This is a genomic window from Variovorax sp. GW821-FHT09D04 (assembly GCF_059416405.1).
In genome coordinates this window covers 148650-171551 of sequence record NZ_JBWKPA010000012.1, presented here as the reverse complement: position 1 = coordinate 171551, position 22902 = coordinate 148650, and the positions used below count along the sequence as shown (strand labels likewise).

Sequence of the window (22902 nt, the reverse complement as noted above, 5' to 3'; positions counted from 1 at the left end):
CATGCGTTCCCACACCACACGGCTGCCGGCCGTGTTCATCGGGCCGGGGCTGCTCGTGCTGGCGGTCCTGGCACTGGTGCCGACGGTGTTCGCCATCGCCATCTCGCTGCAGGATCGCGAACTGGGCCAGGCCGACACCGGCTGGGTCTGGTTCAGCAACTACGTGCAGCTGTTCTCCGACCGGCGCTTCCTGAACTCGGTGCGCGTGTCGCTGGTGTGGGAGGTGCTGACCGTCAGCGCCACCATGGCCCTGGCCGTGCTCATGGGCACGCTGATGCACCGCTGCGCCACGCCGCGCTGGCGCCAGGTGCTGTCGATGCTGTTCATCGTGCCGGTGCTGCTGCCGCGCGTGTCGGCCGCCTTCGTCTGGAAGTTCGCCTTCCATCCGCTGTTCGGCCTCATCACGTGGCCGTACAAGGCGATCACCGGCGAGCCGCTGGACCTGTTCGCCGACCCGGTGCTGGCGCTGCTCACGGTGGCCTTCGTCGACGTGTGGCAGTGGGGGCTGTTCTTCGGGGTCATCGTGCTGAAGCTGCTCGAAACCCTGCCGCCGCAGCCCTTCGAGGCCGCGCGCCTGGACCACGCGAAGACGTGGGAGGTGTATGCCTACGTGGCGCTGCCGATGCTGAAGGCGCCGCTCATCAGCCTGGCCTTCGTGAAGATGGTGGAGTCGCTGCGCGCCTTCGACCTCATCTACGTGATGACGCGCGGCGGCCCCGGCATCTCGACCGAGACGCTCGACATGTACGCCTTCTCGCAGGGCTTCATCGAGTCGGGCCGCATCTCGTACGCGTCGAGCATGGCGGTGCTGATGATGGTCGCCTCCACGGTCGCGTTCACCTACATCTGGAAATGGACCAAACCGTCATGAAGAAGCTTGCCATCGGAACGCTGCTGGCGCGGCTGGCGCTCATCGCGGCCGGGCTCTCGGCGCTCGTGCCCGTGCTGTGGACCTTTCTCAATTCGTTCAAGAACCGGGTCGACATCGTCTCGGCCGTGCCGAAGTTCTTCTTCACGCCCACGCTCGACAACTACCTGTACGTGCTGAACCGCGAGGCCGTGGCCGCGGGGCTGGTCAACTCGATCGTGGTGGCGGGCGCGGCGGTGATCATCGGCGCGGTGCTGGGCCTGCCTGCCGCCTATGCGCTGGCGCGCTACCCGCTGCGCTGGGGCAACGACATCCAGTTCTTCGTGCTGTCGATGCGCTTCCTGCCGCCGGTGGCGGTGGCCATTCCGCTCATGGTGATCTGGCTGCAGCTGGAGCTGTACGACTCGCGCGTGGCGCTCATCGCCACCTACACGCTGCTCACGCTCTCGACCGTGATCTGGCTCGCCATCCCGGCCTTCAAGGCGGTGCCGAAGGAGGTGGAAGAGGCCGGCCGCGTCGACGGCTACGGACCCTACGCGATCTTCTTTCGCATCGCACTGCCGATTGCCGCGCGCTCGCTGGTGGGCGCCATCGCCTTCGGCTTCGTGCTGGTGTGGAACGAGTTCCTCATCGCGCTGATGCTCACCACCTCCGAGGCCAAGACGCTGCCCATCGTGGCGTCGGAACTCAGCCAGCTCGGGCGCGACGTGCCCTGGGGCATCCTGAATGCCTCGGTCATCCTGCTGTCGCTGCCGCCATTGCTCATGGTGGGCGTGCTCAGCGGTTTTCTCAATGCCGCGTTCAAGCGCGAGCGGGAGACTGCATGAGCCCCGTCGCTTCCCTTTCTCCAGAACCCAAAATGTCTGCCATCCGCTGTCACCACCTCATCAAGCGCTACGGGGAAACGCAGGTCGTCCACGCCTTCGATCTCGACGTGGCCGACAACGAGTTCGTCGTGTTCCTCGGCCCCTCGGGCTGCGGCAAGTCGACCATCCTGCGCATGCTCGCGGGCCTGGAAGACATCAGCGGCGGCGACCTGCACATCGGCGGCCAACGCGTGAACGACCTGCCGCCGCAGGAGCGTGGCATCGCGATGGTGTTCCAGAACTACGCGCTGTACCCGCACATGACGGTGCGCGACAACATCGCGTTCGGGCTCAAGCGCCTCAAGGTGCCCAAGGCCGAGATCGACAGCCGCATCAAGGAGGTTTCGGACACGCTGGGCCTGGAGCGCTACCTGCAGCGCAAGCCCACCGAGCTGTCGGGCGGCCAGCAGCAGCGCGTGGCGATTGCGCGCGCCATGATCAAGACGCCGAAGGTGTTCCTGTTCGACGAGCCGCTGTCGAACCTCGACGCCAAGCTGCGCAACCACATGCGCATCGAGATCGCGAAGCTGCACCAGACGCTGAAGACCACCACGGTGTACGTCACGCACGACCAGCACGAGGCCATGACGCTGGCCGACCGCATCGTGCTGCTGCGCGACGGGCGCATCGAGCAGGTCGGCACGCCGCAGGAAATCTTCGAACGCCCGCGCTCGGCCTTCGTGGCCGGCTTCATCGGCACGCCGCCGATGAACCTGATGGAGATGGCGGTGCACGGCCTGGACAACGGGCAGTGCGAGTTGCGCGGAGGCGGCGGTTCGGTGCGCGTGGATGCGCGCCGCTTCGCGCTCGACGGCCGCGAGCGCGTGACGTTGGGCGTGCGCCCGGCGCACCTGTGCATCGACCCCGAGGCGGGTCGTCACAGCGGCTTCGGGGGCGAGGTGCTGCTCGTCGAATACCTCGGCAACGAAGTGCTTGTGAGCATCGGTCAGGGCAACGAAGAGATCGCCGTGCTCCTGCCGTCCGCGGACAGCCCGCGGCTGGGTGAGCGCCTGCATGTGGTTGCCGATGCACAGCAGGTGCACCTGTTCGACGTGGCGACGGGCGCCTCGCTGCTGCGCTCGGATGCGGTGCTGCACTGAGTTGCTGCTTCCATTCACCCCCTCTCAGAAAGATTCAATGAAAGCACTGGTTCTGGAAAAGGCGCACGAGATCACGCTGCGCGATGTCGAGCTGCCGCTGCACGTCGGCCCGCGCGACGTGAAGATCCGCATGCACACCGTGGGCGTGTGCGGCAGCGATGTTCATTACTACCAGCACGGCGGCATCGGCCCCTACGTCGTCGATGCGCCCATGATCCTCGGCCACGAGGCCTCGGGCGTGGTGGCCGAGGTGGGTGCCGAAGTCACGCACCTGAAGCCCGGCGACCGCGTCTGCATGGAGCCCGGCATTCCCGACATGGACTCGCGCGCCGTGCGCGAAGGCCTCTACAACCTCGACCCTGCCGTGCGCTTCTGGGCCACGCCGCCGATCCACGGCTGCCTCACGCCCTACGTGGTGCATCCGGCGGCCTTCACCTTCCGCCTGCCCGACAACGTGAGCTTCGGCGAAGGCGCCATCGTCGAGCCGCTGGCCATCGGCCTGCAGGCCGCGAAGAAGGCGGCGCTGAAGCCGGGCGACGTGGCGGTGGTCATCGGCGCTGGCACCATCGGCGCGATGACGGCGCTGGCCGCGCTCGCGGGCGGCGCGGCGCGCGTGATCCTGGCCGACCTCGTGCCCGAGAAGCTGGCGCTGTTCGCCGACAACCCGGCGGTGACGATGGTCGACGTGCGCAGCACGAGCCTCGCCGACACCGTGCAGGCCCTCACCGACGGCTGGGGCGCGAACGTGGTCTTCGAAGCCAGCGGCAGCGCGCGCGCCTTCGACAACGTGTTCGACCTGCTGTGCCCCGGCGGTTGCCTGGTGCTGGTGGGCATACCCGCCGCCAAGGTGGCTTTCGACATCGTCGCGATCCAGGCGAAAGAGGCGCGCATCGAGTCGGTGTTCCGCTACGCCAACATCTTCCCGCGCGCGCTGGCGCTCATCGCGTCGGGGCAGGTCGACGTGAAGCCCTTCATCTCGCGCACTTTCGCGTTCGAGGACGGCATCGCCGCGTTCGAGGAGGCCGCGGCCGGGCGCGTCACGGATGTGAAGATCCAGATCGAATTCCCCGCCGCCGAAGCCGCCTGAACGCCCCGCAAGGGCGCGGGACAAGGGGAAACGCTGGGGAGTGCGCTGGCAGGGCGCGGCTACAGTGGCTGCGTTTTGCCACTTGCAGCCTTGCGCGCTTGCCTGCCCATGCTCTTGCCATTTCGCAATGTCGTTCTCACCGGTGCCTGCGGTGGCCTGGGGCAGGCGCTGGCGCGTGCGCTGATCGATGGCGGTGCGCGCGTGGCGCTGGTGGGGCTCGACACCGAACGCCTCGCCGCGCTCGCGGCCCAAGGTGAAGGGCGCTGCAAGGCCTACACGCCCGACGTGTCCGACAGCCCCGCCATGCAGGCGATGGCGGCCGACTGGATGCAGCGCTTCGGCCCGCCGGACCTCGTGATCGCCAACGCGGGCGTGGCCGGCGGCTACGACACCGCCGAGGCCGACGACCTCGCCGTGTTCCGCCGCATGCTCGAGATCAACCTGCTCGGCGCGGCCACCACCTTCCAGCCCTTCGTGCAGCCGATGCGTGCGCAGGGCCGCGGCGCGCTCGTGGGCGTGGCCAGCATCGCGGGCTGGCACGGCATGCCGGGCAACGGCGCCTATTGCGCGAGCAAGGGCGGCCTGATCCGCTATCTCGAAAGCCTGCGCGCCGAGCTGCGCGGCACGGGGCTCACGGTGCACACGGTGAGCCCGGGCTACATCCGCACCGCGCTCACGGCCGGCAACCGCTTCGCGATGCCGGGGCTGCTCGAGGCCGACGCGGCGGCGCGCCAGCTGCTGGCGGGCCTGGCCGCACGGCGCGAAAAGATCGTGCTGCCGCGGCGCATCGGCTGGCTGTCGAAAGCACTGGGCCTGTTGCCTGCGCCGCTGCACGACCGACTGCTGCGCGGCCAGCCGCGCAAGCCGCGCGTGGGCGAGGCGGGTGCCACCGCCATTCCCGGCCTGAATTCCCCGAAAGAACCTCCCCGCCGATGACGCCTTCCGCTGCCGCCGCCACCGTTCCGACGCACGAACAGATCGCCCTCATCGGCGCCGGGCCCTCGGGCCTGGCGGGCGCCCGCAATCTCCAGAAGCTCGGCGTTCCGTTCCAGGGCTTCGAGGCGCACAGCGACGTGGGCGGCCTCTGGGACATCGACAACCCGCGCTCCACGGTCTATCACTCGGCGCACCTGATCTCGAGCAAGCGCACGACCGAGTTCGCCGAGTTCCCGATGGCCGACACCGTGGCCGACTACCCGAGCCACCGCGAGCTGCGTCGCTACTTCAGTGACTTTGCCGACCGCTTCGGCCTGCGCGCGCACTTCCGCTTCGGCACGCGCGTGCTGCGCGTGGAGCCGGTGAGCGACGCGCCCGACACGCGCTGGCGCGTCAGCGTCGAGGCACCCGACGGCACGGTGGAAACCGACGAGTACAAGGGCGTGGTCATCGCCAACGGCACGCTGTCGGAGCCCAAGCACCCGCAGTTCGAAGGCCACTTCGACGGCGAGCTGCTGCACACCAGCTGCTACAAGCACGCGGAGCTGTTCAAGGACAAGCGCGTGCTGATCGTCGGCGCCGGCAACTCGGGCTGCGACATCGCGGTCGATGCGGTGCACTACGCGCACAGCGTCGACATCTCGGTGCGGCGCGGCTACTACTTCGTGCCCAAGTACGTGTTCGGCAAGCCGGCCGACACGCTGGGCGGCAAGCGTCCGCTGCCGCCGTGGCTCAAGCAGAAGGTCGACGCCACCGTGCTGCAGTGGTTCACCGGCGACCCGGTGCGCTTCGGATTTCCGAAGCCCGACTACAAGATGTACGAGTCGCACCCGGTGGTGAACTCGCTGGTGCTGCACCACGTGGGCCATGGCGACATCGGCGTGCGCGCCGACATCGCGCGGCTGGCGGGGCACACCGTGCATTTCAAGGACGGCAGCGCGCGCGACTACGACCTGATCCTCACGGCCACGGGCTATGCGCTGCACTACCCGTTCATCGACCGCGAACTGCTCAACTGGCAGGGCATGGCGCCGCGCCTGTACCTCAACATCTTCTCGCCGCGCTTCGAGACGCTGGGCGTGCTCGGCATGATCGAGGCGAGCGGCATCGGCTGGCAGGGGCGCTACGAGCAGGCCGAGCTGCTGGCGCGCTACTTCCGCGCGCAGGCGGCGGGCTCGCCCAAGGCGACGGCCTTGCGTACAGCGGTGCAGGGGCCGCCGCCCGACCTGTCGGGCGGCTTCAAGTACCTGCAGCTGGAGCGCATGGCGTACTACGTCCACAAGGACACCTACCGCGCGGCCGTGCGCCAGGCCGCTGCGGCGTTGGCTGACTGACTGACCGATCGTCTTTCTTCACGAGGTTCTCCGCATGCTGCCTGTCGACGAGATCCGCCTGCACTTCAACCCGGCTTCGCTGGTGCTGCTCAACGTGGTGCTGGGCTTCCTGATGTTCGGCATTGCGCTGGACACGCGCATCGACGACTTCAAGCGCGTCGCGCGCATGCCCGGTGCGATGGCGGTGGGCATCGGCGCGCAGTTCGTGGTGCTGCCGGCCGTGACCTTCGTGCTCACGCTGATCCTGCAGCCGGGGCCGAGCATCGCGCTGGGCATGATCCTCGTGGCCTGCTGCCCGCCGGGCAACATCTCGCAGATCCTCACGCACCGCGCCGGCGGCAACGTGGCGCTGTCGGTGTCGATGACGGCGATCTCGAATGCGCTCTCGATCGTGGTGATGCCGCTGAACTTCGCGTTCTGGGGCGGACTGCATCCCACGGCCTCGGTGCTGCTCAAGACCATCGCGCTCGACCCCTTCGACATGCTGGGCCACATCGTGATGATCATCGGCATTCCCTTCGTGCTGGGCGTGGCCTGCGCGCACCAGCTGCCCCGGTTCACGGCGCGCATCAAGAAGCCGGCGCGCATCCTGAGCTTCCTGGCGTTGATCGCCTTCATCGTCGGCGCCATCGCCGGCAACTGGCGCTACTTTCTCGACTACGTGGGGCTGGTGCTGCTGGCGGTAGTGATCCACGACGCGCTGGCCTTCGGCACCGGCTACCTGTGCGCGCGGCTATCGGGACTGGGCGACTACGACCGGCGCGCGGTGTCCATCGAAGTGGGCATCCGCAACGCGGGGCTCGGGTTGGTGCTGATCTTCAGTTTCTTCGGCGGGCTCGGCGGCATGGCGGTGGTGGCCGGCGTGTGGGGCTTCTGGGACATCATCGCGGGCCTGGCGCTGGCGAGCTGGTGGGGGCGCAAGCCTGCGACGCCATGAGTGATGTCTGGAAGGCGTCCGCGCGGCGTGTGCTGGTGACGGGCGGCGACGGTTTTCTCGGGCGCAGCGTGCTTGCCGCATTGGCCGCGCAAGGCACGTTCGAAACCCTGGTGGCACTCGACGTGCGCGAGGTGCCCGTCGCGCGGCGCTTGCCCGGCGTGGTCTACCTGCAGCAGGATGTGCGCGACGACGGCATTGCCGACGTGCTCGCCGCGCACGCGATCGACACGGTGGTGCACCTCGCGTCCATCGTCACGCCCGGCAAGGACTCGAACCGCGCCTTCGAGCATTCGGTCGACGTGGGCGGCACGCGCAACGTGCTCGACGCCTGCGTGGCGCGCGGCGTGGGGCACATCGTGGTGTCGTCGAGCGGCGCGGCCTACGGCTACCACGCGGACAACCCGGCCTGGATCACCGAGTCGCAGCCGCTGCGCGGCAACCCGGTGTTCGCCTATGCCGACCACAAGCGGCAGGTGGAAGAAATGCTGGCCGACTGCCGCGTACAACATCCCGCGCTGGCGCAGACGGTGCTGCGCATCGGCACCATCCTCGGCGAGCGCGTCGACAACCAGATCACCGCGCTGTTCGAGAAGAAGCGGCTGATCGCCATCCGCGGCAGCGACAGCCCCTTCGTGTTCGTGTGGGACGAGGACGTGACCGGCGCCATCGCCCACGCGCTCGGCGGCGCGCCGCCCGGTTGCTACAACCTCGCGGGCGACGGTGCGCTCACGATCCACGAGATTGCTGCGCGGCTCGGCAAGCGCGCCATCGCCTGGCCGGCCGGCGTGCTGCAGGCGGCGCTGGCCGCGGGCTCGGCATTGGGCGTGAGCCGCTATGGGCCCGAGCAGCTCGACTTTCTGCGCTACCGGCCGGTGCTGCTGAACACCGCGCTGAAGACCCAGTTCGGCTACGTGCCGCGCAAGACCAGCCGCGAGGCCTTCGAGGCCTTCGTCGCGGCGCGTGCACAGCAGGGGCGGCCGGTCACTTCCGCGTAGCGTCCGCCGGCGGCGGTGGTGGCGCGGTGAGGTAGTCGAGCATGCGCCGCGCATTCAGTGGCAGATCTTCCGACGAGCGCACGCAGGCCATCAGCGTGCGCTCGGCCCACGGGTCGGCCAGCGAGGCGCGCGCGATCTTCATCGAACGGGCGCAGCGCTCGGCCGCGGTCTGCGGCACGATGCCCACGCCGATGCCGTACTCGACCATGCGGCACACGGCCTCGAAGTTGCGCACGCGCACGCGGTAGGCCAGGTGCCTGGCGAGCGCGCGCACATGCCCGGTGATCAGCTGCTGCAGTGCGCTGTCGGCGGGCAGGCCGACGAACTCGCTGTCGACCACCTCGGCCAGGTGCACGCGGCGCCGGCTCGCCAGCGCGTGGCCGCGCGGCATCACCAGCACGAGGTCGTCGCGGCGGAAGGGGTGGCATTCGAGGCCGTCGCTGTCGATGGCGTCGGAGACGATGCCGATGTCGCACAGGCCGCTGCGCAGGGCCTCCACGGTGTCGGGGCTGGCGCGCTCCTCGAGGTCGACCGAGATGCGCGGATGCTCGGCCAGGAAGCGGCTCAGCACCTCGGGCAGGTGCTCGGTGAGCGCCGAGGTGCCGCACATGAAGCGCACGTGGCCCTTCAGCCCCTGACCGTACTCGCCGAGTTCGCCGCGCAGCCGCTCCATCTGCTGCAGCACGACGCGCGCATGGTGCAGCAGCGTGCGTCCGGCCTCGGTGGGGCGAACGCCCTGTGCGTGGCGCGTGAGCAGCGGGGTGCCGAGGGCGTCTTCCATGCCGCGCACACGCTGGCTGGCCGAGGCCAGCGTCATGTGCGAGCGGCCGGCGCCGGCCGTGAGGCTGCCGGCTTCGACGACGTGGAGAAAGAGCCGCAGGTCGGTCAGGTCGAATCGCATGATGGGCCGCAAGGTAGCACGCCAGCCTCAGCCTGTGCCTGAGGCTGGCTGCGCGAAAGCCGCATTTCCAGTGGCGGCACCGGTCGGCAGACTCCGCGGCGATGACGATCTCCAATGAAGCGATGGGCCTGTGGGCCGCGGCTGCCGCGGTGTTCCTGCTGGCCGGCCTGATCAAGGGCGTGATCGGCCTCGGGCTGCCGACCGTGGCGATGGCGCTGCTCGCGCTGTGGATGTCGCCGGCGCAGGCGGCGGCGCTGCTGATCGTGCCGTCGCTGGTCACGAACCTCTGGCAGACCGGGCCGCGCGCCAGCTTCGGCGCGGTGTTCCGCCGCATCGGTCGCATGCAGGCCGGTGTCGTGGTGGGTACCCTCGCCGGGGCGTGGTGGCTGGGCGTACCGGCCGGGGCCTGGGCCTCGCTGGCGCTCGGCGTGGCACTGGTGATCTATGCGCTGTGGGGGCTGACGGGGCGGCAGCTGCACGTGAGCGACGCGCAGGCGCGCTGGCTCGGTCCCGTGGTGGGCGCTGCGACGGGACTGGTGACGTCCGTGACCGGCGTGTTCGCGGTGCCGGCCGTGCCGTACCTGCAGGCGCTGGGTTTCCAGCGCGACGCGTTGATCCAGGCCATGGGCATCTCGTTCACCACGTCGACCGTGGTGCTGGCGCTGGGGCTGGCGGCCAACGGAAGCTACCCGGCGGCGGTGCTGGGCGGGTCGTTGGCGATGCTGGTGCCGGCGGTCGGCGGCATGGTGCTGGGCACCTGGCTGCGGCAGCGGCTGCCGGTGGCCGTGTTCCGGCGCTGCTTTCTGGTGGGGCTGGCGCTGCTGGGGGCGTACATGGCGCTGCGCGCCGTCATGTCCGCCTGATCCCGTGATCGGTCAGCTGGCGGCCAGCAGGGCCGCGCGCACGCGCTCGATGGTCTGGCGGTAGGGCAGGGCGAAGTCCTCGATGGGGGCGTCGGCCTCGAGCCAGTAGAACGAGAACACCAGGCCTTCTTCTTCCGGGCTGCCCGTGGCCATGTGCTCGAAGGTCTCGGGCAGGGCGCGGTGGTCGCGCATCAGGAAGATGTGCCAGCGCTGCGGATGGCGGTGCGTGTTGCCTTCGACGCCGGCTTCGCATTCGCGCTCCAGCGTGCCCAGCGATTCGAGCCGGCCGGCGAACACCAGGCCCGACTCTTCGAGCAGCTCGCGCCGCACGGCCGCCTCGGGCGACTCGCCGGGCTCGATGGTGCCCTTGGGCAGCTGCATGTTGCCGTCTTCGGGATGACGGAACACCAGCAGCCGGCCCTGCGCATCGACCAGGCAGGCGCAGGCCTTCGGGATCGTCGCGACGGGGGCGGCGCCGAGCGGGCTGCTGCTGCCGTTCTTCATGGCGGTGGCCGCCTCAGGCGCCCGTGAGGGCGGCCTTGACCGCGGCGCTGACCTGGCCCATGTCGGCCTTGCCGGCCAGGCGGGTCTTGACCACGCCCATCACCTTGCCCATGTCGCCGGGGCCCGAGGCGCCCAGTTCGGCCATGATGGCCTTCACCGCGGCGGCCGTTTCATCGGCGCTCATGCGCTGGGGCAGGTAGACCTCGAGCACCTTGATCTCGGCGGCTTCCTTGTCGGCCAGGTCGGCGCGGCCACCCGTGGTGAACGCGGCGATCGAGTCCTTGCGCTGCTTGACCATCTTGTCGACGATGGCCACGACCATGGCGTCGTCGAGCTCCACGCGCTCGTCGACTTCCTTCTGCTTCATGGCGGCGAGCAGCAGGCGGATGGTGGCCAGGCGCTCCGAGTCCTTGGCGCGCATCGCCGTCTTCATGTCTTCGGTGATTTGTTCTTTGAGAGTCATTCTTCGCAACCTTTCGGAAAAAACAAAAGCCGCGGCAGGTTTCCCTGGCGCGGCTGGTGCAACGGGGCGCTGGCGGGGACTTTCGTCGGGGCCAGCTGCCCTGGGCGTTGCTTAGTACAGCTTCTTGGGGAGCTGCATGCTGCGCACGCGCTTGTAGTGGCGCTTGACCGCAGCTGCCTTCTTGCGCTTGCGCTCGGCCGTCGGCTTCTCGTAGAACTCGCGGGCGCGCAGGTCGGTCAGCAGGCCGAGCTTTTCGATGGTGCGCTTGAAGCGACGCAGGGCGACGTCGAAGGGCTCGTTTTCTTTAACGCGGATGGTGGTCATTGATGAATCGTTGAACTGAAGTTGGCTCGGGGAGATCGAGGCCCAAAGCCGGGGTTCCTCAACTGAAATCTTTGGTGGCCGTTGAGGGAAGGCCGGAAGTTAGCCCGAGATTATAGCGCGGTTGCGCACGCATGGGCACTGGCCCAGGCCCACTGGAAGTTGTATCCGCCCAACCAACCCGTCACGTCGACCACTTCCCCGATGAAATACAGGCCCGGCTGCTTCGATTCCATGGTTTGCGACGACAGATCGCGGGTGTCGACGCCGCCCGCCGTCACCTCGGCCTTCTTGTAGCCCTCGGTGCCGCTGGGGGTGATCTGCCAGCGGGCGATGCGCTCGGACAGCGCCGCCAGCGCCTTGTCGGTCGCTTCGTTGACCGGGCGCTGCAGGGCCGGGTCTTCGCCGACCCAGGCGTCGGCCAGCCGCGAGGGCACCAGCGCGGCCAGCTCGTTGGCGATGCGTTTCTTGGAGCGCCGCTTGGCGTCGGACAGCGACTCGGCCACGTCCATGCCGGGTGCGAAGTCCAGCGTCAGCGGGGCGCCGGGCTTCCAGTAGCTCGAGATCTGCAGCACCGCCGGGCCCGACAGGCCGCGGTGGGTGAACAGCAGGTCTTCCAGGAAGGCCATCTTGTCCTTCTTGCCGCCGGTCTCGATGCGCACCGGCAGCGCCAGCCCGGCCAGGCCGGCGTAGGGCGCCCAGGCGTCGCCGCCGAAGGTCAGCGGCACGAGCGCCGGACGGGGCGTGACCAGGCGCAGGCCGAACTGCTCGGCGAGCCGGTAGCCGAAGTCGCTTGCACCAATCTGGGGAATCGACAGGCCGCCGGTGGCCACCACGAGCTTGGGCGCGTCGATCGGGCCGCGTGTGCTACTGATTTGGTAGCGCCCGTCGACAAAGGCGATGTCGCCGAGCTTGCACGGCTGCCAGCGTTCGACGTTGCCGGCGGCGCACTCGGCCAGCAGCATGTCGACGATCTGCTGCGAGGAGCCGTCGCAGAACAGCTGGCCCTTGTGCTTCTCGTGGTACGCGATGCCGTGGCGCTGCACCATGTCGATGAACTGCTGCGGCGCGTAGCGCGAGAGCGCCGAGCGGCAGAAATTCGGGTTGTCGCCGACGAAATGGCGCTGCGGCGCGCGCACGTCGAGGTCGCGGTTGGTGAAGTTGGCGCGGCCGCCGCCCGAGATGCGGATCTTTTCGCCGACCTTCTCGCTGTGGTCGACCAGCAGCACGCGCAGGCCGCGCTGGCCCGCCAGTGCGGCGCAAAAAAGACCGGCGGCGCCGGCACCGACGACAACGACGTCAAAGGAAGAAGAGGGAGGAGAAGAGCTCAAGCGGGTCCGTCCGCCGCCAGCACCGGCGGCGGGTTGTATTTGAGGTGGCCCACGTAGCGCAGCGGCTGCGTGGCGGCGATCGAGGGCACGTCGCCTTCGCGCATGTGGAGCAGGTCGGCGGGGCTTACCCAGCGCGGGTCGGCGTCGGTGATCGGCACGCCGGCCTGGCGGTAGGCCTCCAGCACGAACTGGGAGCAGAAGAACTGGTCGTTGCGGCTGGCGCCCAGCTGCACCGTGGCCAGGCCGCTGATGCAGTACGCGCTGACGGCCGAGGGAATCAGCGGCAGCTCGCACAGCCGGCGGTTCAGCACGAAGGGCGCGTTCAGCAGCACGCCGGCGGTGTTGTAGCGGGTGCCGACCTGCGAATGCGCCCAGTCGCGCATCTTCTCGACATCGGCCTCGACGAGGCCCGGCACGCGAAAGGCCACGACCATCTGCTCTTCGTCGACCACCTCGGCCAGCGGCCGCGCGCGCACGCCGGTGCCCACGGCCTCGGCGATCTGGCCGTCGCCCAGGTACAGCACGGCATGGCTCACCGGCGAGAAGGTGCCCAGGCGGATGCCGAACGAATTCACCGTGGCGATCGAGGTCAGCAGGATGTCGCCGGGCGCCAGCACCTCGGCGCCGATCAGCTCGCCGCCGTTGCCGGGGGCGATCACCGAGCTCTGCACGCGCAGGCGCAGGCCGGAGGTTTCGGAAGGCATCTCGATGCGCGTGGCGCAGGCCGAGAGCAAGAGCGGCAGCGCCGCGGCGAGCGCAACCGCGCGAAGAAGGGAAGCCATGCTCATCCCTTCCAGACGAACGGGAACTTCAGCTGCTTGAAGAAGCCGTTGGGCACGTAGTCGCCCAGCACGCCGTACTTCTCGGGCCAGAGCTTGGTGCTCTTCACGGCCGTGCCGAAGAGGTAGTCGAGGAAGGCGTAGTGCGCCGCGTAGTTCTTGTCGAGTGCCTCGATGTCCTGGCTGTGGTGCCAGTGGTGGAAGTTGGGCGTCACGATCAGGTAGCGCAGCGGGCCCAGCCGCACGCTCACGTTGCAGTGGTTGAACACCGCCTGGAAGCCGACCACCACGATGTAGGCGTCGATCACGTCCTTGCTGAAGCCCAGCACGTAGATGGGCGCGAGCACCAGCGTGCGCGTGATCAGCAATTCGAGGATGTGCTGGCGCGAGCCCGCCATCCAGTCCATGCTCTTCACGCTGTGGTGCACCGCGTGCAGGCGCCACAGCACCGGCACCTCGTGGTACGCGCGGTGCGTCCAGTACTGCACGAGGTCGGCCACCAGGATGATCAGCAGGATGCCGGCCCAGAACGGCAGGTTGCTCACCCAGCCGCGGATGCCGTCGTTGGCGGCCCAGCCGAAGAGCTTGTGCACCATGAGGTTGGTGGCCAGCAGCACGAAGCCCACGATCATGTGGTTCACCACGAAGTGGTGGAAGTCGGTCTGCCACTCTTCGCGGAACACGGGCTGGTCCTTGCGCAGCGCAAAGAGCTTCTCGATGAAGATGAAGATCAGCGACGAGCCCAGCAGGTCGAGGATGAACCAGTCGAGCCCGATGTACGGCGTGTGGTCCGCGAAGTCGTGCACCGGCACCTTGTGCCCGCCCAGCAGGGCCGACACCGCCACCAGCAGGAACGCGGCCGACGAGAGCCAGCGCGAGCGGTTGAAGATGATGTTGACCAGCGAGAGCCCGCCCGCAATGACCAGCGCGGTGAGCAGGATGACGCGCATCACGTCGACGTTGTAGCTCTTGCGCAGCTCGGGCGTCGTCAGGTACTGCGGAAAGTGGAAGGCCAGCACGCCCAGGAAGCACAGGGCGGCGAGGCTGAAGGCGATGGTGCCCGTGACCAGCCCGCGCCCGCGGCGCAGCTCGCCGTGGCTTTCGGTGAATTCGTTGAGTTTGTCGAGCATCCCTGCCTCTTCCTTCTTGTTCGTTGGGCCGGGCGGGATTTTAGGCGGCGCCCGGACGGCGGCGCTACACTGCGCCTCCTCATGGCCCGCCGCTCCCTTCGTCGCTGCACGACCGCGATTTTCGTGGTCCTGTCGCTGCTGTTCTCGCAGCTGGCGCTGGCAGGCTATGTCTGCCCCGGCACGTCGGACAGCCCGGGTTCGATGGCCGACATGATGGCGTCGGGCGAGCCCTGCGAAGGCATGGACATGGCCCAGCCGGTGCTGTGCTTCCAGCACGCCGCCGACCTGTCGCTGTCCTTCGAGCCGGTGAAGCTGACCACGCCCTCGCTGCCGGCCATCGTGCAGCTCGTGGTGATGCCCCTGGTGCTGGTGTCGGAAGGCCACGTCCTTCCGCCGCAGGCCGTGCCGGAGCGGCAGCATCCACCGCCCGATCCCGTTTTTCTTGCCACGCGCCGACTGCGCGTCTGACATCTCCGTCGACTGACCGGTGCTGGTGCGGCGTGTCCGCTTGCCAGCGATTCGCTCGTTCGTTTGCGGAGTTTTCATGTTCATTTCCTTTTCGCGCGCGGCCGCATGGGCTGCCGCGCTGCTGCCGTCCCTTGCGACGGCGGCCCCCCTGTCCCTGGAGGACGCGCTTCAGCGGGCGACGCAACGCTCCGAAGCCACCCGGGCTGCCCGCGCCGGCGTCGCCAGCGCCACGGCGGCGGCCTCCGCAGCCCCGCAGCTTCCCGACCCCACGCTGCGCATCGGTGTCGACAACCTGCCCGCGACGGGCTCGGATCGTTTCCACACCACGCGCGACTCGATGACGATGAAGCGCATCGGCATCAGCCAGGAATGGCTGTCCGCCGACAAGCGCGCCGCGCGGCAGGCCGCCGCCGAGGCGTCGGTCGGGCTGGAGGCCGTGCGGGTGCAGGCCGCCGTGGCCGACACCCGCCGGCAGGCCGCGCTCGCCTACGTGGACGCCTTCTACGCCGGCGAGAGCATCAAGCTCGCGCGGCGCATGGAACACCATGCGCACGAAGAACTGGAGGCCTCGCGCGCACGCCTCTCGTCGGCCGCGGGGAACAGCCAGGACGTGCTGGCGCTGGCCGGCGCCAGAGGCATCGCGGAAGACGAGACGGCCGACCTCCTGCAGCAGCTGGAAGCCGCCAGCGTCGCCTTCCAGCGCTGGGTCGGCGTGCCGCCCGACGAACTGCGGTCTCCGGGCGCTATCGCCGTGCCGTCCGAAGCGGCCTATGTGGCCGCGCACCCCACGGTCGCAGCCATGCAGCGCGATGTCGACGTGGCCAGGCAGACGGCGGCCGTCACTGCGTCCAATCGCAAGCCGAACTGGACCTGGGAGGTCGCCTATGGCCAGCGCACCGGCTACGCCGACATGGTGTCGGTGGGCCTGAGCATTCCGCTGCCCGTCGCACCCGGCGAACGGCAGGACCGGGACACCGCCGCCAAGCTGGCCTTGGTCGAGAAAGCCGAGGCCGACCTGGCCGAAGCCACCCGGGCCGCGACCGCCGAGTACCAGGCGCTGCGCAGCGATGCGCAACGGCTGCAGCAACGCATCGACCGCTACCGCACCGGCGTGGTCGTTCCGGCCGGCCAGAGAACGGCGGCCGCAACGGCGGCCTACCGTTCCAACCAGGGCAGCCTCGTCACGCTGTTCGAGGCGCGCCATGCCGAAGTCGAAGCGCAGCGCAAGCTGCTGACGCTGCAGCGCGACCTGGCCAGAACCCACGTCCAACTGGCCTTCCGGCCGCTCACCACCGAGGGGGCCCCATGAACCGTACACGCACGATCGGCGCAGCGTTGCTGACCGCCCTGTTGCTCGGCGCAGGCGCCTTCTACCTGGGGCGCACGACAGCCCCGTCCACGGAGGCGTCGGCGACCACGCCGTCCACCCCGGACGGCCGCAAGGTCCTCTACTGGCACGACCCCATGGTGCCGGGCCCGCGCTTCGACAAGCCCGGCAAGTCGCCTTTCATGGACATGCAGCTGGTGCCCATGTACGCCGACAGCACCACCGGCACGGGCAGTGCAGGCGGCGTGCAGGTGAGCCCCACGGTCCAGCAGAACCTCGGCATCCGGTATGCCGGCGTGCGGCGGGCGCAAACCTCCGCGTCCTTCGACGCGGTCGGTGCCGTGCAGTTCGACGAGCGCCTCAATGTCGTCGTGCAGACGCGCGTGGCGGGCTACGTTGAGCGCCTGTCGGTCCGCGCGCCGATGGAGCGCGTGCGCAAGGGGCAGGCGTTGGCGACGGTCTTCGCGCCTGAATGGCTGGGCCCGCAGAACGAGTGGCTGGCCCTCAAGCGATCGGGCGTTTCCGCCGACCTCGTCGCGGCCGCGCGTGATCGCATGCGGGCGCTGTCCATCCCCGCCGAGCTCATCCGCCGCAGCGAGGAGACCGGCACGGCGCAGGCGCGCTACGTGCTCACCGCACCGTCCGACGGCGTGGTGGCCGAGCTGGGCGTGCGCGAAGGTGTCGCGGTCACGCCCGGCATGACGCTGTTCCGCATCGCGGGCCTGGAGAAGGTCTGGGCGGTGGCCGAGATTCCGGAAGCGCAGGCCGTGCGGCTCGCGCGCGGCCAGAAGGTCAGGGCAGTCCTCCAGGCCGACGCCGCCCAGTCGTTCGACGGCACGCTCGACGAGATCCTGCCCGAGGTCAACGCAGCCACCCGCACCCTGAAGGCCCGCTTCGAGGTCGACAACCGGCGCGGCACGCTCACGCCCGGGATGCTGCTGCGCCTACAGGTGAAGGGGCCCACCAGCACCCGGCTCGTCGTGCCGTCCGAAGCCGTCATCCGCACGGGCAAGCGCGCGGTCGTCATCGTGCGCAAGGCCGATGGCGCGTTCGAGCCGCGCGACGTGTCGCCGGGCGCGGACCTGGGCGACGACACCGAGATCGTCTCGGGCCTGAGTGAAGGCGAGCAGGTGGTGGCCAGCGGCCAGTTCCTCATCGACTCGGAGGCCCGGCTGCGCTCGGTGCTGGGCAGCATGGCATCGCCTGCCGTCACGGCCGCCACGCCGGCCGCCGTGCTGCACCTGGCCGAAGGCAAGGTCGAAAGCGTGGCGCCCGACGGCCTCACGATCTCGCACGGCCCCGTCGCGACGCTCAAGTGGCCATCGATGACGATGGGCTTTGCGAAGGCATCGCCCGAGGCGTTCCCGGACATCCGGCCCGGCGACCTGGTCCGCTTCGAGTTCAAGGAAGGCGGTCCCACGGGCTACGAGCTGGTCTCCGTGCAGCGCATGCCACAGGGTGCCAAGCGATGATCGCCGCCGTCATCCGCTGGTCGATCGGCAACCGCTTCCTGGTGCTGATCGCGACCCTGTTCCTGGTGGCCGCCGGGTGGTGGTCGGTGGCGCGCACGCCGCTCGATGCGCTGCCCGACCTGTCGGACACGCAGGTCATCATCCGCACGCCTTTCCCCGGCAAGGCGCCCCAGGTGGTCGAAGACCTCGTCACCTACCCGCTGACCACCACCATGCTCAGCGTGCCCGGCGCCAAGACCGTGCGCGGCTATTCGTTCTTCGGCGATTCGTTCGTCTACGTGCTGTTCGACGACAAGACCGACCCGTACTGGGCGCGCTCGCGCGTCGTCGAGTACCTGAACCAGGTGCAGGGCAGGCTCCCCGCCGGCGCGAACGCCTCGCTGGGCCCCGATGCCACGGGCGTAGGCTGGGTCTACGAGTACGCACTGGTCGACCGCACGGGCACGCGCGACATCGGGCAGCTGCGCGCGCTGAACGACTGGTTCCTCAAGTTCGAACTGAAGACCGTGCCCGACGTGGCCGAGGTCGCGAGCATCGGCGGCATGGTGCGCCAGTACCAGGTGGTGCTCGACCCCGACCGCATGCGCGCGCTGGGCATCACGCAGCAGGCGGTCGTGGCGGCGCTGCAGAAGGCCAACCAGGCCTCGGGCGGCTCGGTCGTCGAACTCGCCGAGGCCGAGTACATGGTGCGTTCGCGCGGCTACCTGCGTTCGCTGGACGACTTCCGCACCATCCCGCTGGCCGTGACGGGCGCCACGCCGGTGCTGCTGCGCGACGTGGCCACCGTGCAGATCGGCCCCGAGATGCGCCGCGGCATCGCCGAACTCGACGGCGAGGGCGAAGTGGCGGGCGGCGTGATCGTCATGCGCTCGGGCAAGAACGCGCGCTCGACCATCGAGGCCGTCAAGGCCAAGCTCGAGGCGCTCCAACCCGGCCTGCCGCCGGGCGTCGAGATCGTGCCGACCTACGACCGCTCGCTGCTGATCGATCGCGCCGTCGACAACCTGCGCGGCAAGCTGATCGAGGAGTTCATCGTGGTGGCGCTGGTCTGCGCGGTCTTCCTGTTCCACCTGCGTTCGGCGCTGGTGGCGGTGGTGGCCTTGCCGATCGGCGTGCTGGCGGCCTTCATCGTGATGCACTGGCAGGGCGTCAACGCCAACATCATGTCGCTGGGCGGCATCGCGATCGCGATCGGGGCGATGGTGGACGGCGCCATCGTGATGGTCGAGAACGTGCACAAGCACATCGAGGCCTTCGAGACGGCGCAGGGCCGGCAGCCGACGGTGGTCGAGCGATGGCGACTGGTGGCCGATGCGTCGGTGGAGGTCGGGCCGGCGCTGTTCTTCTCGCTGCTGGTGATCACGCTGTCCTTCGCGCCCGTGTTCTCGCTCGAGGCGCAGGAAGGGCGGCTGTTCTCGCCGCTGGCCTTCACCAAGACCTATGCGATGGCGGCTGCGGCGGGCCTGTCGGTGACGCTGATTCCGGTGCTCATGGGCTACCTGGTGCGCGGGCGCATTCCGCACGAAGGCGCCAACCCCGTGAACCGCTTCCTGATGGCCGTGTACCGGCCTGCGCTGGAGCTGGTGCTGTGCTTTCCCAAGGGGACGCTCGCCGTCGCCGCGGTGCTGCTGGCGCTGACCGTGGTGCCGCTGCTGCGCCTGGGCGGCGAGTTCATGCCGCCGCTGGACGAGGGCGACCTGCTCTACATGCCTTCGGCGCTGCCCGGGCTGTCGGTGTCGAAGGCCGCCGAGCTGCTGCAGCAGACCGACCGCCTCATCAAGACCGTGCCCGAGGTCGCGCGCGTGTTCGGCAAGGCCGGCCGCGCGGACACCGCGACCGACCCGGCGCCGCTCGAGATGTTCGAGACCACGGTCCAGTTCAAGCCGAGGAGCGAGTGGCGCGCCGGCATGACGCCCGACCGGCTGATCGAGGAACTGGACCGCGCCGTCAAGGTGCCGGGCCTGACCAACGTGTGGGTGCCGCCCATCCGCAACCGCATCGACATGCTGGCCACGGGCATCAAGAGCCCGGTCGGCATCAAGGTAGCGGGGGCGGACCTGGCCTCCATCGACACGCTCACCACGCAGATCGAGGCGGCGGTGAAGGGCGTGCCCGGCGTGTCGTCGGCGCTGGCGGAGCGGCTCACCGGCGGGCGCTACATCGACGTCGATGTCGACCGGCTCGCCGCCGCGCGCTACGGCCTTTCGGTGGCGGACGTGCAGGCCGTGGTGTCCACGGCCATCGGCGGCGAGAACGTGGGCGAAGTGATCCAGGGCCGCGAGCGCTATCCGATCAACGTGCGCTACCCGCGCGAGATCCGCGATTCGCTGGAGCGGCTGCGGCAGCTGCCCTTCGTGACGGAGAAGGGCGCACAGCTGCTGCTCGGCGACGTCGCGCGCATCACCATCGAGGACGGCCCGCCGATGCTGCGCAGCGAGAACGCGCGGCTGTCGGGCTGGGTCTACGTCGACGTGCGCGGGCGCGACCTGCGCTCCGCCGTCCACGACATGCAGGCGGCGGTCGACCAGGCCGTGAAGATGCCGGCGGGCTATGCGGTGTCATGGTCCGGCCAGTTCGAGTACCTGGCGCGCGCGACCGAGCGGCTGAAGCTGGTCGTGCCGGCCACGCTGGCGGTCATCTTCGTGCTGCTGTACCTGCTGTTCCGCTCGTTCGCCGATGCGGCCCTCGTGATGGCGGCCGTGCCGTTCTCGCTCGTCGGCGGCTTCTGGCTCATCTGGGCGCTGGGCCATTCGATCTCGGTGGCGACGGCGGTCGGCTTCATCGCGCTGGCGGGCGTGGCGGCCGAGTTCGGCGTGGTGATGCTGGTCTATCTGAAGAACGCGCTGGCACGGCGCCTCGACGCCGGCGAGCCGATGAACGACGAGACGCTCCTGGCCGCGATCCGCGAAGGCGCCGTGCTGCGCGTGCGGCCCAAGGCCATGACCGTGGCGGTCGTGATGGCCGGCCTGCTGCCCATTTTGTGGGGCAGCGGCACCGGCTCGGAGGTCATGACCCGCATTGCCGCGCCCATGGTGGGCGGCATGGTCACCGCGCCGCTGCTGAGCATGCTGGTCGTGCCCGCGGCCTGGTATCTGCTGCGCCGTCGCGCCCCTTTGTCGTCTGCTGTTTCCAACCCCCCATCCCACCCAGGAGCCACTTCATGAACTTCCTCCATCCCCTTGCCTTCGCACTGATCGCCGGCCTGGCCGGTGCCGCCCAGGCCCAGGCGCCGAAGAGCGACCCACCATTCGTGAAGGCGCCCGCGCCGGGCATGCTGACTGATGCGGTGGTCCAGAAGATCGACCCGGCCCGCGGCCTGATTGTGTTGAAGCACGGCGACATCCCCAACCTGGCGATGCCGCCGATGACGATGGGTTTCGATGTGGCCGAGAAGCAGATGCTTGAACAGGTCAAGCCCGGCGACAAGGTCCGGTTTCATGTCGAGGTGGTGAAGGGCAAGCCGACCGTCACGCACCTCGAGGCTGCGCGCTAGGTGCCGAACCGGCCTGCGTCGCCCGGCTGCAGCGCGGCCGCGGCCAGCCCCTGCAGCACGTCGCCCACCACGATCACCGCCGGGCTGGCCAGCCCGGCTTCGGCGATGCGGGCCTGCAGGCCCTGCAGCGTGGTCACGAGGTGGCGCTGGTGCGGCAGGCTCGCGTGCTGCACCACGGCCACGGGCGTGTCGCCCGGCAGGCCGTGCAGCAGTTCGCGCTCGATGTGGCTGGCGCCCGAGACGCCCATGTAGATCACGAGCGTGAGGCGTGCGTTGTGCGCCGTGGCGGCCAGCGCGCGCCAGTCGGTCGGGTCTTCGGCCGCGCCGGCGCCGGTCTTGGCGTGGCCGGTGACGAAGACCACGCCCTGCGCATGGTCGCGGTGGGTAAGCGGCACGCCCAGCGAGGTCACGGCGGCCAGGCCGGCGGTGATGCCGTTGACCACCGCGCATTCGATGCCGGCCTCGCGCAGGTGTTCCACCTCTTCGCCGCCGCGCCCGAAGATGAACGGGTCGCCGCCCTTGAGGCGCACCACGGTCTCGCCTTCGCGCACGGCCGTGATCATGAGCCGTTCGATGAACGCCTGCGGCGTGCTCTTGCAGCCGCCGCGCTTGCCCACGTGCACGATGCGCGCGCCGGGCCGGGCGTAGGCCTGGAGCACGGCGTCGTTCACGAGGTCGTCGACCAGCAGCACCGTGGCGGCCTGGATCGCCTTGACGGCCTTGACGGTCAGCAGCTCGGGGTCGCCGGGGCCGGCGCCCACCAGCGTGCAGCGGCCGGTGATGAGGGGGGAGGGGGTGTTCATGCGTGGGAGGCCAGTTCGGTGATGTGCCTGACTTGCGTCGCGATGGCTTCGGGCACGGGAAGCTCGCCGGCCAGCACGCGCCGCGTGTACTCGGCCGTGGTGGCGACGTCGATTTCTTTCGGCAGGCCGGGCACGTCGGCGGCGGTGCCGGCGGCCTGGGCCTGGAGTTCGCTGCGCACGCCGCGCACGAAGCCGTCGATCTGCGCGGTGCGGCGCGGGTCGGAGACCACCTCGCCTTCGAGGCCGCGCGAGAGCAGGGCGGTCATGCCCGTGAGCTCGAAGGTCTCGCCCATCGTGCGCGCGTATTCGGGGTGCGTGTAGCTGGCCACCACCACGCAGGGGCCGGTGGTCGGGCGCATCAGCTTGACCACGCTGTGGCCGGGGTTGCGCAGGCCGACCACGCGGCGCACGTCGAGCAGGCGCTTGAGCGCGGGGTTCAGCAGCTCGGTCGGGGCAAAGCCCACCTGGCCGGCGGCGATCGGGGTGAGCGTGGTCATCGGGGGCATGTCCAAAGCTGAAAGCACGTTCGATGCCAGTACGCGCGAGGTTTCGCTCGCGCTGCCGTGCACCAGCACCGCCAGGCCTTCGCGCGCCAGCAGCAGCGCCAGGAGCGGCGTGAGCACCGGCAGCTTGCGCGCGCCGTTGTAGCTGGGCAGCACGATCAGCGGGCCGCCGCGGGTCGTCACGGGGTTCAGGCGCGCATGCGTGGCGTCGAGAAAACCGGCCATCTCCTCGGGCGTCTCGCCCTTGATGCGCATCGCGAGGCAGAAGCCGCCGATCTCCAGGTCGGTGACCGTGCCGTCCAGCACCTGGCCGAACAGGTCGCAGGCCTGCTCGCGCGTGAGCGGACGGGCGCCCCGCGCGCCGCGGCCGATTTCCTTGATGTAGTGGCTGATTCCCATGGGTAGGCGGATTGTCCCGCAA

General features: G+C 69.5%; 23 protein-coding genes. 14 read left to right on the top strand and 9 right to left on the bottom strand.

Annotated elements, in window-relative coordinates; all coding sequences use genetic code 11:
- Window position 1: 1 nt before the first annotated feature.
- The 8 genes from AC07O4_RS28035 (at window position 2) to AC07O4_RS28000 (ending at window position 8123) form a co-directional block, all read left to right on the top strand.
- Window positions 2-871, top strand: a complete 870-nt coding sequence (locus AC07O4_RS28035) for a carbohydrate ABC transporter permease (RefSeq protein WP_159276062.1) — start codon at window positions 2-4, stop codon at window positions 869-871.
- Window positions 872-882: 11 nt separating this feature from the next.
- Complete coding sequence (locus AC07O4_RS28030; protein WP_495306244.1) at window positions 883-1695, top strand: carbohydrate ABC transporter permease; 813 nt, start codon at window positions 883-885, stop codon at window positions 1693-1695.
- A 32-nt stretch (window positions 1696-1727) separates the two neighbouring features.
- Window positions 1728-2834: an ABC transporter ATP-binding protein gene (locus AC07O4_RS28025; protein ID WP_159271008.1), complete on the top strand. Its 1107-nt coding sequence runs from the start codon at window positions 1728-1730 to the stop codon at window positions 2832-2834.
- A gap of 37 nt (window positions 2835-2871) precedes the next feature.
- On the top strand, window positions 2872-3921 hold the full coding sequence (locus AC07O4_RS28020) for an NAD(P)-dependent alcohol dehydrogenase (protein ID WP_495306240.1): 1050 nt from the start codon (window positions 2872-2874) through the stop codon (window positions 3919-3921).
- Window positions 3922-4029: 108 nt separating this feature from the next.
- Complete coding sequence (locus tag AC07O4_RS28015; protein WP_495306239.1) at window positions 4030-4857, top strand: SDR family oxidoreductase; 828 nt, start codon at window positions 4030-4032, stop codon at window positions 4855-4857.
- Complete coding sequence (locus AC07O4_RS28010) at window positions 4854-6191, top strand: flavin-containing monooxygenase (RefSeq protein WP_495306238.1); 1338 nt, start codon at window positions 4854-4856, stop codon at window positions 6189-6191. Before AC07O4_RS28015 ends, AC07O4_RS28010 begins: the two co-directional genes overlap by 4 nt.
- A gap of 34 nt (window positions 6192-6225) precedes the next feature.
- Window positions 6226-7128 (top strand): bile acid:sodium symporter family protein, encoded by a 903-nt coding sequence (locus tag AC07O4_RS28005; protein ID WP_495306237.1) that lies wholly within the window; start codon window positions 6226-6228, stop codon window positions 7126-7128.
- Window positions 7125-8123, top strand: coding sequence for an SDR family oxidoreductase (locus AC07O4_RS28000; RefSeq protein ID WP_495306236.1), 999 nt, complete (start codon window positions 7125-7127; stop codon window positions 8121-8123). Before AC07O4_RS28005 ends, AC07O4_RS28000 begins: the two co-directional genes overlap by 4 nt.
- Here AC07O4_RS28000 and AC07O4_RS27995 read toward each other — a convergent pair.
- On the bottom strand, window positions 8110-9024 hold the full coding sequence (locus AC07O4_RS27995) for a LysR family transcriptional regulator (RefSeq protein WP_095746084.1): 915 nt from the start codon (window positions 9022-9024) through the stop codon (window positions 8110-8112). The two genes, AC07O4_RS28000 and AC07O4_RS27995, sit on opposite strands and share 14 nt — an antisense overlap.
- Window positions 9025-9125: 101 nt before the next feature.
- Between AC07O4_RS27995 and AC07O4_RS27990 the strand changes: the two genes are divergently transcribed.
- Window positions 9126-9887 carry a sulfite exporter TauE/SafE family protein gene (locus tag AC07O4_RS27990; RefSeq protein WP_495306235.1) on the top strand — a complete coding sequence of 254 codons (762 nt, stop codon included), beginning with the start codon at window positions 9126-9128 and terminating at the stop codon, window positions 9885-9887.
- Between the two features lie 12 nt (window positions 9888-9899).
- Here the strand turns inward: AC07O4_RS27990 and AC07O4_RS27985 are convergent, their stop codons facing one another.
- The 6 genes from AC07O4_RS27985 to AC07O4_RS27960 form a co-directional block, all read right to left on the bottom strand.
- The gene (locus AC07O4_RS27985) at window positions 9900-10391 is read right to left on the bottom strand and encodes an NUDIX domain-containing protein (RefSeq protein WP_095949101.1); all 492 of its coding nucleotides are present in this window, start codon (window positions 10389-10391) and stop codon (window positions 9900-9902) included.
- A gap of 13 nt (window positions 10392-10404) precedes the next feature.
- Entirely contained in the window at window positions 10405-10854 is a 450-nt protein-coding gene (locus tag AC07O4_RS27980) for a GatB/YqeY domain-containing protein (protein ID WP_495306234.1), read from the bottom strand.
- A 111-nt stretch (window positions 10855-10965) separates the two neighbouring features.
- A complete protein-coding gene (gene rpsU / locus AC07O4_RS27975) occupies window positions 10966-11178 on the bottom strand; it encodes a 30S ribosomal protein S21 (RefSeq protein ID WP_007833691.1) in 213 nt (70 codons plus the stop codon).
- Between the two features lie 110 nt (window positions 11179-11288).
- A complete protein-coding gene (locus AC07O4_RS27970; RefSeq protein WP_495306233.1) occupies window positions 11289-12506 on the bottom strand; it encodes a BaiN/RdsA family NAD(P)/FAD-dependent oxidoreductase in 1218 nt (405 codons plus the stop codon).
- Window positions 12503-13288 (bottom strand): YaeF family permuted papain-like enzyme, encoded by a 786-nt coding sequence (locus AC07O4_RS27965; RefSeq protein ID WP_139140387.1) that lies wholly within the window; start codon window positions 13286-13288, stop codon window positions 12503-12505. The genes AC07O4_RS27970 and AC07O4_RS27965 overlap by 4 nt, the downstream gene beginning before the upstream one ends.
- 2 nt (window positions 13289-13290) lie before the next feature.
- A complete protein-coding gene (locus AC07O4_RS27960; protein ID WP_070063138.1) occupies window positions 13291-14415 on the bottom strand; it encodes a sterol desaturase family protein in 1125 nt (374 codons plus the stop codon).
- Window positions 14416-14496: 81 nt separating this feature from the next.
- Here AC07O4_RS27960 and AC07O4_RS27955 point away from each other — a divergent pair, with 81 nt between their 5' ends.
- The 5 genes from AC07O4_RS27955 to AC07O4_RS27935 all read left to right on the top strand — a co-directional run bounded on the left by AC07O4_RS27955 (window position 14497) and on the right by AC07O4_RS27935 (window position 21175).
- On the top strand, window positions 14497-14883 hold the full coding sequence (locus AC07O4_RS27955; protein ID WP_495306232.1) for a hypothetical protein: 387 nt from the start codon (window positions 14497-14499) through the stop codon (window positions 14881-14883).
- A gap of 76 nt (window positions 14884-14959) precedes the next feature.
- Complete coding sequence (locus AC07O4_RS27950; RefSeq protein WP_495306231.1) at window positions 14960-16192, top strand: TolC family protein; 1233 nt, start codon at window positions 14960-14962, stop codon at window positions 16190-16192.
- Complete coding sequence (locus AC07O4_RS27945; RefSeq protein WP_495306230.1) at window positions 16189-17682, top strand: efflux RND transporter periplasmic adaptor subunit; 1494 nt, start codon at window positions 16189-16191, stop codon at window positions 17680-17682. Before AC07O4_RS27950 ends, AC07O4_RS27945 begins: the two co-directional genes overlap by 4 nt.
- Complete coding sequence (locus tag AC07O4_RS27940) at window positions 17679-20846, top strand: efflux RND transporter permease subunit (protein WP_495306229.1); 3168 nt, start codon at window positions 17679-17681, stop codon at window positions 20844-20846. The genes AC07O4_RS27945 and AC07O4_RS27940 overlap by 4 nt, the downstream gene beginning before the upstream one ends.
- On the top strand, window positions 20843-21175 hold the full coding sequence (locus tag AC07O4_RS27935; protein ID WP_495306228.1) for a copper-binding protein: 333 nt from the start codon (window positions 20843-20845) through the stop codon (window positions 21173-21175). Before AC07O4_RS27940 ends, AC07O4_RS27935 begins: the two co-directional genes overlap by 4 nt.
- Here AC07O4_RS27935 and cobA read toward each other — a convergent pair.
- Window positions 21172-21978 (bottom strand): uroporphyrinogen-III C-methyltransferase, encoded by an 807-nt coding sequence (gene cobA / locus AC07O4_RS27930; protein ID WP_495306227.1) that lies wholly within the window; start codon window positions 21976-21978, stop codon window positions 21172-21174. The genes AC07O4_RS27935 and cobA overlap by 4 nt on opposite strands.
- On the bottom strand, window positions 21975-22880 hold the full coding sequence (ybiB, locus tag AC07O4_RS27925) for a DNA-binding protein YbiB (RefSeq protein ID WP_495306226.1): 906 nt from the start codon (window positions 22878-22880) through the stop codon (window positions 21975-21977). The genes cobA and ybiB overlap by 4 nt, the downstream gene beginning before the upstream one ends.
- Between the last annotated feature and the right edge of the window lie 22 nt (window positions 22881-22902).